The 15,766-nt window shown below is 60.6% G+C and carries 7 protein-coding genes; 2 read left to right on the forward strand and 5 right to left on the reverse strand.

Going from position 1 to position 15,766, the window contains the following annotated elements; genetic code table 11:
- Window positions 1-814, forward strand: an 814-nt coding sequence (locus VEG30_06020) for a hypothetical protein (protein ID HXZ79468.1), incomplete at its 5' end; no start/stop codon positions are given.
- 48 nt (window positions 815-862) lie between these two features.
- On the opposite strand, the gene VEG30_06025 is transcribed toward VEG30_06020, so the two are convergent.
- Window positions 863-1,810 carry a tetratricopeptide repeat protein gene (locus tag VEG30_06025; protein HXZ79469.1) on the reverse strand — a complete coding sequence of 316 codons (948 nt, stop codon included), beginning with the start codon at window positions 1,808-1,810 and terminating at the stop codon, window positions 863-865.
- A gap of 475 nt (window positions 1,811-2,285) precedes the next feature.
- Between VEG30_06025 and VEG30_06030 the strand changes: the two genes are divergently transcribed.
- Window positions 2,286-2,864, forward strand: coding sequence for a hypothetical protein (locus tag VEG30_06030; protein HXZ79470.1), 579 nt, complete (start codon window positions 2,286-2,288; stop codon window positions 2,862-2,864).
- Here VEG30_06030 and ligD read toward each other — a convergent pair.
- The 4 genes from ligD to VEG30_06050 all read right to left on the reverse strand — a co-directional run bounded on the left by ligD (window position 2,855) and on the right by VEG30_06050 (window position 15,711).
- Window positions 2,855-4,831, reverse strand: a complete 1,977-nt coding sequence (ligD, locus tag VEG30_06035; GenBank protein ID HXZ79471.1) for a non-homologous end-joining DNA ligase — start codon at window positions 4,829-4,831, stop codon at window positions 2,855-2,857. The two genes, VEG30_06030 and ligD, sit on opposite strands and share 10 nt — an antisense overlap.
- Window positions 4,832-5,073: 242 nt before the next feature.
- On the reverse strand, window positions 5,074-5,574 hold the full coding sequence (locus tag VEG30_06040) for a VOC family protein (GenBank protein HXZ79472.1): 501 nt from the start codon (window positions 5,572-5,574) through the stop codon (window positions 5,074-5,076).
- Window positions 5,575-5,871: 297 nt separating this feature from the next.
- Window positions 5,872-6,627 carry a 4'-phosphopantetheinyl transferase superfamily protein gene (locus tag VEG30_06045; GenBank protein ID HXZ79473.1) on the reverse strand — a complete coding sequence of 252 codons (756 nt, stop codon included), beginning with the start codon at window positions 6,625-6,627 and terminating at the stop codon, window positions 5,872-5,874.
- Window positions 6,628-6,654: 27 nt separating this feature from the next.
- A complete protein-coding gene (locus VEG30_06050) occupies window positions 6,655-15,711 on the reverse strand; it encodes an SDR family oxidoreductase (protein HXZ79474.1) in 9,057 nt (3,018 codons plus the stop codon).
- Between the last annotated feature and the right edge of the window lie 55 nt (window positions 15,712-15,766).

The raw sequence follows: 15,766 nt of genomic DNA on the forward strand, positions 1-15,766 counted from the left end.
CGGTCGTTTTATGGACTATTTGTACGCAAGTTCGATCATGCCCGTAATCGGACGGATGCCAAGAATTGCTGACGATAACGAGGAACCCAACAGCCGCCACGCTAGTCAATTCAGTGATGGCAGCCTCCGTCACGTCACCCCTGTTTCGAGTTACTTCATCCAATGCGACCTCTCATTGCCAGAGTGTCGCGACGATGCGACTGCAACACCAGCGCACGAGTCGCTACAGCAACTTTTCGTGATTGTCACCAGTCCTTATACTCGTGGAGCGGACTTCGTCCCAGTTGCTGACAGCAGCTGCTGCCGGCCAGGCACGATGCTGATTACGAAAGGCCCGAAGGTTATGCGTAGGACTATTGCCTTAATGGTTGACACACCCTACCGTTCGGACCTCGACTCCATGTGGATTGCGAACGACATGCTGCAGTGGCGGCTAGAGCTGTACGAGAATATGGCGAGTGGGAGGGACTCGGATTCACGCCGCCACCTCGATCTTTCGCCTACGTCAACGTTCCCGGTCGAATCGTATAACCACGATCCCGGGCAAGACTACGTGGCATCACGGCCTTACATGATCGCTCTGATTAAGCCGGAAAAGGAAACAGCCGACATTGCCAATCTTCTCTCGCTTTCTCCTCGGACTATTCGCGAGCAATTGCTCTCGGGATGCATGGCCGCCGACCAGGTGATGGCGTCACAGTTTGGGTTACCACCAATGGATGAAGCATGCAGGGCCCGTTTCCCTTTTAAGGTGTTGCGAACCATGGGCCGGAGCGGAGCCCTGCAAAGCGAAGCGGAGGCGGAGCACAAGTAACTGCCGCCTAACATGGGTCTTTGTCAGATCGAGTTTCAGCTAGAACAACTAAGGATGATCGCCTGCCGGGGGCGGCAGGAGTTGCTCTGGGGCGGAAGAGTCGGCGGAGCCGCCGCGCCCTTGTCCCTGGAGTTTAACCATCCAGCGGGCGGCTTCGGGGTTATCCTTGGGGAGACGTCCTTCGTTGTACATGACGGCCAAGTTATGCTGCGCTTCCAGCGAGCCAGCCTCGACGGCGCGCCGGTACCATTCGAAAGCCTGGCTGAGATCGAGGGGAACTCCACGCCCCTTCTCGTAGGCGACGGCAAGATTGTTCATGGCTGAGGCCGACTTCTGCTCCACCGCTTTTTTGGTCCACTTCACGGATTCAGCGTAGTCCTGGTGCAGCCCGACGCCGTGGGCATACATCCAGCCCAGCGTTTCCTCGGCGGCAACCAGTCCCTGCTTGGCGGCTGCCTGATAGAGGTGAGCGGCGGCCGTTTCGTCCTTCTGCACTCCCAGACCGTGAAGCAGCATGAAGGCAAGCGCGGATTGCGCGGGAGCGTAATGCTGGTCGGCAGCGCGGCGGTACCACTGGACGGCTTCGGTGAGATCCTTCTTCAGCTCGCCGCGGCCTTCGGCCCACATCATGCCCAGGTTGGTTTGCGCGGGAGCGAATCCGTCAACCGCGGCGCGCAGGTACCACCTGGCGGCCAGCGCTTCATCGTGAGGTACGCCCTTGCCTGAGAGATAGAGATTGCCCAGGTTTGTCTGCGCCGCCGAAAAGCCCGCGTCGGCTGCCTTCTGATACCAATGGGCGGCTTCGGTGAAGCTCTGCTGCACTCCCTTGCCGGTCTGATAGTAGAGGCCGAGGTTGAACCTGGCGGCCTGGTTGCCGTCATTGGCCTGGCGGATAACCTTGTCGATGTTCGGCGTCTGGGCAAAGCCGACGGGGCAGGCAAAGAAAATTGCTACCAGGAAGAGCACGAACCGGGACGGAGGCGGAGAGTAACGCATAGGACCCTACCCCACAACCGAACATCAAGGACGGGAACCCTGCTCATCCTCAAGCTGGTAAGTTGGCCGCCCCAATGAAGTACGGAATTACGGCACTAATTGAGCTGACAGTAGCGCGGAGGCATACGGGTGTCAAGTAATCGGAAAGTGAAAAATAGTAGTGCAAACCGGGGAAGGATAGCGGGAGATCGGGTGAAGCGAGATGGTGAGAAGGCCGCCCAAGTGATACTCAAGCCGCCTGAGGCGTGGTAGCCAAGACTTGACCTTGCACAGCGTGCTGCAGGTCGATAACTTGGGAGCGTACAGCATCCCGTTCGGAGACCGGCCTTCTGATCTCATCTGGTTTCGCCAGTTCTGATTGAGGAAGGCGGGAGACGCCGGCTCCTTTGAGCTTCAGTGTTACGGTTCGCCTATTGCTTCGATTGAGCAACGAACTGCTGTCCCTGACAACAATCCGTTCGGGAGACACCCGGCCATGAAGCTCACGACGGCCCTACTGCTCTTGTGTCTGACTGCAGTTGACTGCCGTGGCCAGCAGCCCGCGGTTGACCTAACAGCGACGCCCAACCGTCCCACCGTCACCAACACGGCCGAGACCACGCAGTTTGGAGTGCTCGAGATCGAATTCGGCATTAACTCCGCCGCCCGGCAGCAGTCGCTCCAGGGTCTGCTGAAGTTCGGGTTACTACGTGATATGGAATTGGACTGGGCTGGGAATCCCTGGCAGCACGACGCTTCCGTGCATTACGTCGGTGTGGGCGATAACAGCCCTGGAGTTCGCTGGCGCTTCCTGCACCAGGCGAAGCGACAGCCGACACTCACCGTGGAGTACTCCGCCAAGCTCCCCACCGCGGGGCTGGTCGAAGGCTCGGGCGAGGTGGACCACGTGGTTACGCTGCTCGCCAGCAAGGACCTTCTCAAGCGCTTCCATGTCGATGCTAATCTCGGCTACACGTGGCTGGGACGCCCCGGCGGTGGCTTCGACGGTCAGTGTCGGACAAATGGAGCCTTTCCGACCCTGTCCGCAAGGTCGGGTTCAAACCATTACACCTGAGGTGCAGGGACGGCGGACTCCAGTACGCACTCGCGGGGATTCTTATCCAGTCGCAGACCCTCGAATACCGGCGCTCGCATTTTGACCGAGCCGCTCTGGCCCTCATGCGTCCATTCGGTAAATTTGATTTCCGCCACCAACTCGGGGCGAACCCAGTGCGGCTTGCGTCCCAGGTTCTCTACCTTGCCGTGGAAAGGATTTGTGGTGGTCGCGAGAGGCTTGAGGCGCTGCCATGTGTCAGCAAGAGTGGCGGAGTTGAATCCTGATCCGGCATGGCCGACGTGAATCAGCCGTCCCTGATCGTCATAGAGGCCCAGAATGACGGAGCCGAAATACTCGCGGCCGCCGGCAGGATCGGTGTAGCCGCCGACAACGCACTCCTGGCGCTGTGTGATCTTGAGCTTCAGCCATTCGCGAGTGCGCTTCTCGAGGTAACAGGATTGACGCCGCTTGGCGATGATGCCTTCGAGTCCGTGCTCCTTGCATGCTTCGTAGAGCGTGGTACCTGCGCCCACAAAGTACTCGGAAATGCGAATACTGGCCCCGGGAGTGACGAATTCTTTGAGTAGCTGCTTGCGCTGGTCGAGATCCACGCGCATAAGGTTGTAGCCGTCGAGATATAAAAGGTCGAAGGCGTAATAGAGCACGGGAATTCGCGAGTCGGGAGCCGTGCGGTGCCCACCGTGACGCAGCCCGGTTCGCTGCTGCATCAGGCTGAAAGAGGAGCGGCCCTGCTCGTCGAGGGCGACGATCTCGCCGTCGATAATCGCGGTTCGCGCCTTGACGTGTGCCGGCAGATCGCGCAGCTCGGGATAGCCGGCGGTCAGATCGTTCTGATTGCGCGAGACCAGCCGCAGCTTGCCACCGTCGACGTAGGCAAGCGCGCGATAGCCGTCCCATTTGACTTCGAAAAGCCAGTTCTCGTCGTCGAAAGGACGGTCGGTGAGGGTGGCGAGCATGGGAGTGATGGCCTTGGGCATAGGACCTGGCTGGACGCCCTTGATGTAAGCGAGTGGAGAGGAGGGTTCGCTTGCAGTAACTACCCCGCCCAATCCCGCTCCACGCGGATCGACAGCACGAGAGCGGGACTCGACAGGCGCTGGAGCGGGATTCGGGGCAGCCTCAGGAGTTTCGGCGCGCTCTGTGTGGCCCTCCGAATTTGAGTCGCTGGAGCGCGTGTTCGATTTAGCGCTGGATTTTTTGGAACGCGTCTGCCTGGAAGCTGACGTTCGCGTTGTCGTAGCCGATGCCGCTTTGGATGGCGCTTTCTTAGGTGGCGCGACGTTTTTGGTTGCGCTTTCCTCCGCCGCCTGCTGGCGACGTTTTGCCAAGGCTTCCGCCAGCCAGGGAGCTTTGGGCTTGCCGCGCGAGGCAGCGGGACGGCTGCTCTGCCATTCCCGAGCTCCCTCGTCGCCGGCGATTTCGGCCAGAGAGCGCTTGGTCAGAGCGGAATAATCATAATCATTGGCGTCGTAGGGACTCTGCACGTACTGATCGCGATGCTTAATGAGGAGCCACTCGGTGCCCTTGGAACCGGGACGCCGCGACTTGATGTGCACCAGCACGAAGTCGCCGTTCAGCTTCTGTCCATGCAGGCGAAACTTGAAATCGCCTTTCTTCATCATAGCGTCGGCGTCACCGAGCGGTTCAAAGGTGCCCACATCCCAAACCATGACAGTGCCGGCCCCATAATTTCCCGGTGGAATGATGCCTTCGAAATCGAAGTAGGAGACCGGGTGATCTTCGACCTGGGTTGCCAGCCGCTTGTCAGCAGGATCGAGCGACGGGCCCTTGGGCACGGCCCAGGACTTCAGCACGCCATCCATCTCCAGGCGGAAGTCGTAGTGCAGGCGGGTGGCGCGGTGCTTTTGCACCACGAAGCGATGCTGATCGCTGGGCTCGAGTTTGGGCGGAGGTTCAGGCGTGTCTTCAAAACGCCGTTTACGCTTGTATTCTTCGAGGGGCATGGGACATCAGTTAAGCACAGATGGCAGAGATGCGCACAGGGGATCGTCGGTTGTCGATGGCGGCATTGAGGATGGCAGTCGACTTTTCTGTTGTTACTGTCGAGGCTTTCGCCTCGACCTGAACGGACGGGACGTCCGTTCCCACGCGAGCTTCAGGGGCTGCGTGTGTTCAAGGCTCGGCGTTGGCGATCTCTGCCGGATAAGGGAGGGGCTGAGACCACCAAAGCCGAGTCTTGACTCGCTCAAGCGGCGTTTTGAGTTCCAGTCGGCTGTTGTTGCATCTGCTGCATCATCTTTTCTTTCATTTCCTTCATAGAGGGCTCAGCTTTGTGGGTGCCGATCATCCAGGTATAACCATCCGGGTCGATGACTGTGCCGCAGCGGTCGCCCCAGAACATGTCCATCACGGGACCTTTGGCGGCAGCCCCAAGCTTAGTCGCCTTAGCAAAGGCCTTGTCCACATCCTCCATGTAGATGAAGAGGCTCGCCGGCGAACCGCCCATGTTCTTCGCTGACTTTCTTCCCATGGAGGGCATTTCCGGTCCCAGCATTAATGTCGCGCCGCGCAATGTAAGCTCGGCATGAATCGGCTTGCCGTCGGGGCCGTTCATGATGCCGCGCCTGGTAAAACCAAACGCCTTCTGATAAAAGCTCGCAGCCGCCGCCACATCGGAGACTGTAAGCATTGCCGAAACCGCGCCGTAATTCTTCTTGTTGAGGGGGTCGATTTTCTTCTTCGCCATGATGCTCCTTTCGAGGGCACGACATTTTAGCGAAGAGCCATCCGGGGCGCATTCCTGTTTTCGCCCTGGAAATGGCCGAAATTGACCCTTTATCGTGGGTCAGCCGTGCAGCGCGAAAGTGCGCACAGCGAGGATGGTCGAGGCTGCGGCTCGACTCCTACGTCTCTCGAAAGAGGGCGAACGTGGCCACCCCAGGCTGTGGAGCCTATGCCTCGACCTGAACGGACGGGACGTCCGTTCCCACGTGGTTACAATCCGGGTTTTGGGTTAAGACCGGGACAGGCGAGATCGCCTGTCCTACATGGTCTTTGGGAGAGCAGGTCTGGGGGAGGCAACGAGCGTCCGCACGAGGTTGTCGCCGTGCAGCCACCAACCATGAAAGAGGAGATCATTCGGAGCCGAGACTTGCAACGGACGCCAAGTCTGCGCGTCCGCGGGAGGAAGAGGGTTGAAGTCAGTCTCGTTAGTCAGGACGCGCACATCGCGCGTATCCAGGCGAAGGCCTTCGTGCAGGGCTTTTAGCGCGCTTTCTTTCGCGCTCCAGAGCAGAGCCACTATAAGAGGTTGGCTGGCGGCTGGAGCGCGGGCAATCACGGACTGCTCGTCTGTGGTGAAGAAGTCGCGGATGAAAGCATCAGTATGAGGCTCGATAACTTCCAGATCGCAACCCAGATCGGTGCCATGGCGGGCAACCAAACACGCGGCCGTCCCGGCTCGATGGCTGAGTGAGATGGAAACAGGCGCCGGCCGGTTCGCGATGAAAACTTCAGGCGCGCCGGAGGGCGCCGGGCGGATTTCTACTTTTCTTAGGGAATCTGCTTCGTGCGAGAGATTCAGATAGGCGGCAACGGCTTGCTTCGCTGTCCAACGGCCCAAACGCCAGTCGCAGCGTCTCTTGGGAATGCGCAGCCGCTGCAGGTGGGCGGCTTCGCTGGGGCTGAGCCAGTCTTCTTCAGCCGGAACACTTGCTTCCGTTTGCTCGAACCAACAGACGTTCGTAGCGGCGGGTTCGCCGGGATCTGCGATCGGCGCCGATTTAACTTCGTTCAGCATACGCGCCATCACCATCGGCACCTGCGGTTATGCCGCAACAGCTTCCAGGCTCATGGCACGCTGGAGTGCTTGCAATGCCTTGGGATCGACTGCATTGGGAACGCTCGCCGTGCGATATCCGCGCAGGTCGATGTAACAGTTCCCAGCCGTGTCGAGCACCTGCGCATCGAAGCCGCCAGAAATCAGGGTGACGACTGCGAACAGAGGTCCTTGCGCCTGGTCTGGCGAGCGCAGAATGCGGACCTGATCGATGTGCCGCGGCAGGCCCATCCTGCCTTGAACGCCCATCTCCCAAAGTCCGGCTGTCTGGAAGCAGAGTTCGATCAGCCGTGGCGCAGCGACCGCCGGCAACTCGGGCGGGACGTGATTCGTGGGCAGGTTCTTCGCCATGCGTCCAATGATGCGGTTCCCGTCCCACCATGCCCGCTCCACGACCTGATAGGCCGGTCCGTGGAAATAAGCGCGATAGATTGCGTCGGATTCGACCACGGCGCCAGCAGGAGTACCTAATGGAGGCAGACTCATCGCGCCGGGCGCTCGCCTGGTTAGCGTCACGCGTGCGGTGAAGTGTGTGGTGACTTGCGGCTCGGTTTGATTGGGGAGTGTCCGGCTGCCGATCAAACGGCAATCCGCCAGCAGACTGTCTTTCTGTGGGTGAATTAGAGTCTCGAACCGTAGCGTGCGTGGCTCGTTGCGGTAAAACTTGAAGGGAGCAAGGAAGTTCACGTCTTCCAAGGCTTCGATTTGCCAGCCGGGAAGCTGGGCAAGGGCAGCTTCGGCGAAGCCTTCGATGCCCATGACGCCAGGAAGCACTGGCGTACGATCAATCTGATGATCATGCAGGAAAGGCTGAACGGTTGGATTCAGAGTCGTCTCGATGTCGAAGCCACTGTGCAGGCCGGCGGCAGTGATCTTGCCAAGCATCACTCCTGTTCCTGTTGCTGGCCCTGGTCCTGCTCCGGAGATGTGGAGTGATTTCTCGCTTGATGTCTGCGTGGTGGTATCAATTCCACCGCTGGCATCCCATTCATTCATGAGAATGCCAAGACGCTGGCCGATCAGGATCTCGCCGCGGGTTGCACCGGCAGTGAGCTCGCGGCGGATCAGCGGGACACCGGCTTCCGGTGGCAGCATATCGATGCCGGCCATGGCCATGACTTTGGGAATTGAACCGCGCGTCGCCATGCCGATCCCGCCCCATGCCGTCCAGTCGATGACGATGCCACGGGTCTCCGGGCGGGTAGTGCGGAAGCTGGATGTGATCTTGCACAACAGATCGTTGGCGGAGCTGTAATCAGTTTGTCCCGGGTTGCCAAAGCGCCCGGCAATCGAGCTGAACGCGACTGTTGCCTTGAGAGGCATGTCGCCGATGGCGTGCAGCAAGTTGAAGAAGCCGTCGCTCTTCACGTCGAAGACCAAGTCGAATTCGCGCGGGTCCTTATCCGGCATGGGGTGACTGCGCTCCATGCCCGCGGCGTGCAACAGCACATCGATGCGGCCGTGCCGCTGGCGGATCTGGTTGATGATCTTGGCGACGGCGTCGGCATCGGTGAGGTTGACGCTGCAATAATGCGGCGTGCCTCCGGCGGCTCGAACCGCATCGATCGCGCTGCAGGCTGCCTGCGCACGTTCCAGGGCCGCGAGCTCTTTCTCAACCAGCGCAGGCGTGGCACGTTCGCCCCGTGCCTGGATGCGAGCAAAAAGATCACGCTTGAGATTCTCTTTGTCGTTCACAAAGCGCTTGAGATCAGGGTTGTTGGGATCGGGTTCGGGCACCAGATCGAGCAGATAGAAGATGCCGCCCGAAGCTGTCGCAAGGTCAGCGGTGATGGCGGAAACAATACTGCCTGCGGCGCCGGTGATCAGAAAGACTGTGTTTTCATCCAGCGTCATGCCTGGCTGGCCGTCAGCTGCCGGTTGTTCGTGGAGGCCGACGGTCCAGCGCAATCCGTTCTTGCAGCCGATCTCGACTGCGCCAGGATCGCGTAGTGTTTCCTGGATGAGTAGATCGGCAACTTCGGCGGCCTTGGGTTCGGGTTCGAAGTCGACGGCCTTGGCGAGGATGTCGGTCCTCTCGCGCTTATAAGTTTTGGTGAAGCCTACGACTGCTCCGCCCAGCGGCGCAATCGCGCCCGCTTCGTCGTAACCATGCTGACCTCCGAGGCGAGTAGCGGAGACAAGGAAGGTACCTGGTTTGGCGATCTGCTCATAGAGAGTGCGCATGGTCGTGTAGAGCGATTTGAGACGCACATGTACGGCTGCATGCCAGGTAGCAAGATCCATGTCGCTGAGATGACCTTCGTTGTCCAGCGCGGGCAGCCAGTACACTCCGTGCACCGGGCCTGCGGCTGTCCATTCCTTGAGGCGGGCCGCGAGGGTGTCGGCATCGGGAGCGGCGTCGATGCGGAGGACCTCCACGCCGAGCTTCTTGAGCTGTTGGGTGAGGGCGTCGGCTACTCCAGTTTTGTCCGGCATGATGAGGACGCGCCGGCCGGCTTCGAGCGCGACAGCAGTCGGCTTGCAGAGCGTGAGTGCGGGGCGCAGGATCGGAATTGGCACTCGGCGCGGAATGGAATTCGCAGCGTCAAGACTGGCGAGTGGCGGGCGCGGGGCTTTCGCGGCCGTCGGAGATACTGCCACCGGCTTCTGTGCTTTGGCTTCCGGCTTCTCCGATGCGGCCACGGGCACTGCACTGGGCGCTTCTGCCAGTCCAGCTCTGTCATGCGCGAACTTAATCACGCTGGCCAGAGTCGGAAAGTCGCGCAACTTGAGATTTTCATCCCGCGGAATGTTGTAGGCCGCGCGCACGGCGGCAAACATTTCTGCTTGCTTGACGGTGTCGATGCCGAGATCGGCCTCGAGGTCCAGATCGAGATCGAGCATGTCTTTGGGATAGCCGGTTTTTTCGGCCACGATTTCCAGGACTTTCTCTTTAATCGCTTCGTCGGTGATCGCTGGAGCGCTCACCGCGGTTGCGGTCGCTGAGGGTGTGACAACCGGTGGTGTGACTGCGAGTACGGTGGCCGTTTCGGCAGCGGTCGTGGACTGGCTTGTGCTGGCGGACGGCGGGGCACCCTCGATCAGGTCAGGCCGCTTCTCGTAGACGAAGCGGATGACGTGCGCGAGGGTGGGATAGTCGCGAAGCTTGCGGTTCTCGTCGCGCGGGATGCTGTAGATTTCGCGAATGGCGGCAAACATTTCGGCTTGCTTGACGGTATCGATGCCGAGATCGGCCTCGAGATCGAGATCCAGATCGAGCATGTCTTTGGGATAGCCCGTTTTTTCGACTACTAAGGCCAGAATGCGGTCTTTTACAGAGTCGCCGGCGCCTTTCGCCGGAACTGCCAGAGCTGGTGCGGCGCTCTTTCTCTCTTCTACTTGCTTGGGCGCCTCTTGTAGTGGTTGTGGGGCCGCCGGCGATGGCGTTGCGGTAGCGAGGTCCGGACGCTTCTCGAAAACAAAGCGGATGACGTGCGACAGGGTGGGATAGTCACGCAGCTTGCGGTTCTCATCGCGCGGGATGTTGTAGATTTCGCGGATCGCCGCGAACATCTCAGCCTGTTTAACGGTGTCGATGCCGAGATCGGCCTCGAGATCGAGATCCAGATCGAGCATGTCCTTGGGATAGCCGGTCTTTTCGACTACTAAAGCCAGAATGCGTTCCTTCACGGAGTCGCCGCTGGCGTCTTTTGCAGAGATTGCTACGGATGGAGGCGCAGCCGCTTGAGCGGGGACAGGCGCAGCTGCCGGCGCGATGATCTCTTCTACAGGCTGTTGCGCTATGACAGTTGCGGTCGAGGGCGACTGTGCACTTACAAGATCGGGACGCCGTTCATGCACAAAACGAATCACGTGGGCAAGAGTGGGGAAGTCGCGCAGCTTGATCTGATCGTCGCGAGCGATGCCATAAGCTTCGCGGATGGTGGCAAAGACCTCGGCTTGCTTAACCGTGTCGATGCCGAGATCGGCCTCGAGGTCGAGGTCCAGATCGAGCATGTCAACCGGATAACCGGTTTTCTCGGCCACCAGGGCAAGGACGCGCTCTTGCACAGTAGTGTCCGCCGCCGCGGGCTTCGCCGGTGAAGGAGGAGGTGTCGGCGCGGCAGGCTGCACCTGCACGCTGGGCTGGGCAGGCGGGCGAGGAACTGGCGGCGCTTGCGGTGCAACCGCACGCGGCGGCGCGGTGCCTTCCGCGACTGGCGCGGGTGCGGTGGCTTTCGCGACTGGCGCCAGCGGCGCTTCCTGAACTGCTGGTACTTCAGGGCCGGTAGCCAGCGTTATGCGAACGGGAGCGGCTTCGACGGAACGTGCCATCGGGCCCCGATCGCGCACTCGCAGCGTGCGCTGGACGACTTCCAGATCGGTGCTGGAAGATCCGGTCAAGCCAGAGAGCCAGCTGTTCCAGGTATTCCTATCCACAATGCGATAGGCATAGCCGAGTGCATTGGGGTTGCGGCGAACACCATCCTGGGTTGCCACCCAATGCAAGATAGTCATGCTGATTTGCGAACCGAAGCCGGCGCCCAGGCGTAAGGCGTATTCGACCGGGTAAATGCCGCCCTTAGAAAGGTTCAGTAAGCCCAGCTCAGGGTCTACTTCCTTGAAGTTCGCGACCGGCGGCACGATTCCGGTTTCCAGCGCTTTGACGGCCAAGACATCTTCCACTCCGGCGCCCATGGCATGGCCGGTGAAACCCTTGGTGTTGGCGATCACGATTTTGTCGGCAGAATCGCCGAAAGCATGACGCAGGGCGTGAATCTCGGCCGCGGCGCTGCCGCCCCGGGCGGGAGTATAGGTTTCATGGGAAATGAAGACTGTCTTGGGCGCGATCTCGTGACGGCGGACGCCGTAGTGGGTTTCCGCCTGGCGAACCAACTGCTCCATCACCTGGCTGATGTGGTCAACATCGAGACGAGTGCCATGGAAAGCGCTGTTGGCAGTCACAGCGCTCAGCACTTCACAGATGGGCTGGATGCCACGCTCACGCGCAGCATCCGCACTCTCAATCACGAGGCCTGCCGCACCCATGCCGATAATCATGCCGTGGCGGCGGCGGTCGAAGGGGATAGCGGCTTCCTCGACCACTTCATCGGTCGCAGCGGCGCCGGTGGCCAGGAAGCCGGCGCCCATCCAGTCGATCAACTGATCGGTGGTGATGTCGTCGGCGGAAACGACGACTACGCGGCGGCAGCGTCCGGCGCGGATCCAGTCTTCCGCCAGCGATAGGGCTTGCGTGGTACTGGCACAGGCGGAGTTGATTTGAGTATTGGGGCCGCGAGCGCCGACGAATTCGGCGAACTGCGAATGTCCCATGGGGAGCACGCGGAACAGATAGCGGCGGTCGAAATCATAGGGATTTTTCTCGATGGCGGTGCGCAACTCTTCGATGCGGCGAGAGATTTCCAGGCCTACTGTGGAATGTCCATTCACTTCCACTGCGTGGGCGAGCAGGTCCTGCAGAAGCGAGAGCTGCTCGCGGTGCTCGCGGTCGGTGTAGTAGCGGTACATTTCGTCGGCAAAGGAGTTCAGTCCGGGAAAAGCGGAAGCGAAAATTACACCCGTATCGTCGCGCAAAGCCTGGGGCAATACCCAGCGGTCGGGCAGTTGGGTGCCCTTGGTGGTGGTTTTGTAGCGCAGAACAAGAGGAATGCCGGCATCGCGCAACGCGTCGAGGCCGACCGCGATGGCTAGTTGAGTATCGCGGTCAAGAGCCAGCACACGCTCGTTGGAAACGCCGAATTCATGCTCCAGATCAAAAACGCCGCCGCGTCCTGCCAGCTTGATCACATCGGCGATGTTGTTGATGGTCTCAAACGTGGGCCCGCCGTTATCGCTCTTCACCAGCCGCGTGATGTGCTTGTCGAGCATGGCGCGCCGCAGGCGCGTGGGGATGGAGTCGATGAATTGATCGCCGCGCAATATGCGGCCGATGTTCTGGTCGTCGAAGATGTGATCCGTGCCCGGCAGGCCTAAGGCCGCGCCGGTGATGGCGACGGGAGCGTCAGTGTGTGGACGCTCCTGCCCGTGGGTGATCTGCCAGCCACGTTCGAGGGCATCAGCGAAGATGCGCCCTAATTCGACGTAGCGGTCGCTGGAGAGAGTGGCGGGCGTCGAAGAGCAGACGCTCGTTCCGGCTTCCTGTGCCACCGCAGGGATTGGAGGTTGCGGCGGTGCGGAAACCGCGGGTTTGGATGTATCCACCGGAGCGGCGGCGGGAGCCGATATCGATGCCGCGGTTGCTGCCACAACTTCGGCTCTTCCACGGCCCAATCCCGAGGCATAGAGGCAGCACAGAGCCTGGTTAAATGCAGGGATGTCGCCGACTTTCGGATGATTGGTGAAGATGGAAACCACATCAGCCCCGAGCACATCTTCAGCAAATCCTTGCAAGGCCTTCTTGGGTCCAACTTCGACAAACACGCGCGCGCCCGCGTTGTAGAGGGTGCGCAGGCCTTTCACGAATTGCACGGGAGCCGCCACCTGCTGCGCCAGAATGTCCAGCATCTGCGGAACGACATTCGGTCCGGTGGGATAAAACTCGCCGTTCGTGTTCGCGACAATGGGAAGGTGCGGCGATTCCAGATGCAGGCGCTCCAGCACGCGGCGCAAGGGTTCGCTGGCGGGAGCGACAATCGAGGTGTGGAAAGCATGGCTGACGGGTAGTGCCGCTACTTCGTATCCAGCCTTCTGGAACACTTCCATAGCGCGCTCGACCGCGCTGCTGGTGCCGCCGATTACAGCCTGGTGGTTGCTGTTGATGTTGGCGATGACCAGGTAGCCGTCGATGGTCTTCAGAATGCGCTCGATTTCCTCCAGTGGAGCGAAAACGGCGGCCATGCGGCCGTTATCGGCCATGGCAACGTGCGTCATCTCGCGTCCGCGAGCACTGACAGCTTCGAGGGCGTCGGCAAAGGGCAGAGCGTCGACAGCGACAAGGGCTCCGTACTCTCCGAGGCTGTGGCCCATGGTGAAGTCGGGTGTGATGCCGTAAGCCGCAAGAAGACGGGTGAGCGCGAGATCGGTCGCCAGGACGGCAGGTTGGGTGATTGCCGTCTGCTTGAGAGCTTCTTCCGCCTGCGCGACCGCGTTGGGATCGGCGCTGTCAACGAAGACGAACTCGCTGAGCGGGTTGCCGAGCAGCGGCGTCATTACGCGATCGGCTTCCGCGATGGTTTCCGCCACGATGGGCTCGATCTTCAGCAGTGGCTTGAGCATGTTCACGTATTGCGAGCCCTGCCCGGGATAGAGGAATGCCACTTTGGGCGCCAGCCCCTGGCCGCGGAAAATGCCTTGCGCACGCAGAGCTTTCCAGATCGGCGGTTGATTGGCAGCCAATGCCTTGAGAGCATTGCCTGCTTTCTCCGCCAATTCGGCGGCATTGGAATAGTCGATGGCCAGGCGCTCGGGAGCACGCAAGTCGGATTCGGCGGGCGGCGCAGGGGCCGGGGCACGGCCGGCGTCCGCTTCCTTCTTTATTGCGGTCAAACGCTCTGTGAGTTCGGAGGAGGAGGCTGCGCCGATCAAGAGGGCGCCGCGGAAGGGGGCCTTATAAGAAGATGCAAGGTTGGGAGCTATATTTTTCGCAGTCATACCAGCCTCAGAAAATGTTGAAGACGGAATGTTGCCGACTGCCACCGAGCGCTTGCCATTGCCGGTGAGGCGATGGGGGATGTGCTCCTCGAGGACGGCATGGAAATTGGTGCCACCAAAACCGAAGGCGCTGAGACCCGCGCGCCGAACGCCGTCTGGAGGGATGTCCCAAGGTTTCAGTTCGGTATTGACGTAGAGCGGGGAGTGGGCGAAGTCGATATCCGGATTGGGATGCTCGCAATGAATGCTGGGTGGAAGCACCTTGTCGCGAAGCGCCAGCGCAGCTTTCAGCAAGCCAGCTGCACCGGCGGCTCCTTTGAGATGGCCGATATTCGATTTGACTGAGCCCAAGGCTACGGACGCGGGCGGCAGATGAGCACTGTTGATCACGTCAGCCAGACCCTGCACTTCGACGACGTCGCCGACGCGCGTCGATGTGCCGTGTCCCTCAAACAAGGTGGCCGTGGCGGGTGATAGTCCGGCATTCTGCCAGCCACGTTCGACGGCTAATTTTTGGCCGAGTGGGTTGGGAGCGGTGATCCCCTTGCCTTTGCCATCACTCGATCCGCCTATGCCACGCAGGACAGCGTAGATTTTGTCGCCGTCGCGCTCGGCGTCGGCCAGGCGCTTGAGCAGGAAAATGGCAGCGCCTTCGCCCATCACGAAGCCGTCGGCTCCCAGAGCATAGGGACGCGTGCCGGTAGCCGAGAGCGCGCCGATCTTGCAGAATTTCACGAAGGTGGGAGCGCCCATGTTGCGGTCAATACCGCCGGTGATCGCGGCGTCGAATTCGTTCTGCACCAGCCCCTCAATCGCAGCGCTGATAGCGGCCATGGCCGAGGCGCACGCCGCGTCACACACAAAATTGGGACCATGGAAATTGAAAACATTGGCCAGGCGTCCGGCGATGCAGTTGGCCAGTTCACCCGGCATGCTGTCTTCGGTCACGGGAGGCAGATGCTGCGCAATGCGGTCGTGCAGTTCGCAAGTGATTTCCCTACGCACGGATTCTGGAAGCGCCGCAAAGCTCGGGCTGTCGGCCAGTTCGCGGGCATACTCCGGGAAATAAATGCGGAATGAAGTGAGATAGTGTCTCTCACCCGCCATGGCGTTGCCGAGAATGACGGCGGTACGATCGAAATCCAGAGGCCGCTGGGGATGGCCGTAATCGAGGAGCACCTCGCGGACGCAGGCGATGGCCCACTTCTGCGCTCCATCCATGGCATCGACGACGCGCGGCGGGATGGCCAGCTTCCACTTCATGGGATCCCATGTGAATTCGCGCACCCAGCCGCCGATCTTGGAGTAAGTCTTGTCCGGCGCGGTGGGATCGGGATCGTAATAGAGCGCCGGATCCCAGCGCTCGGGATCGACGTCGGAGATGCTGTAGCGGCCCTTCTTTACGTTCTCCCAGAAGGCGGCAACGTCGCGGGCATCGGGCAGAACGGCTCCTGCCCCCACAATCGCTATGGCGCGATGCGCGGTGCTTTCCATGATGACGCTCCTGCTTTTTGACCCGAGGCACCCGGGTGGCTGAGAGTCAGGCGGA

This window comes from Terriglobales bacterium (assembly GCA_035624455.1).
GTDB lineage: Bacteria > Acidobacteriota > Terriglobia > Terriglobales > Acidobacteriaceae > DASPRM01.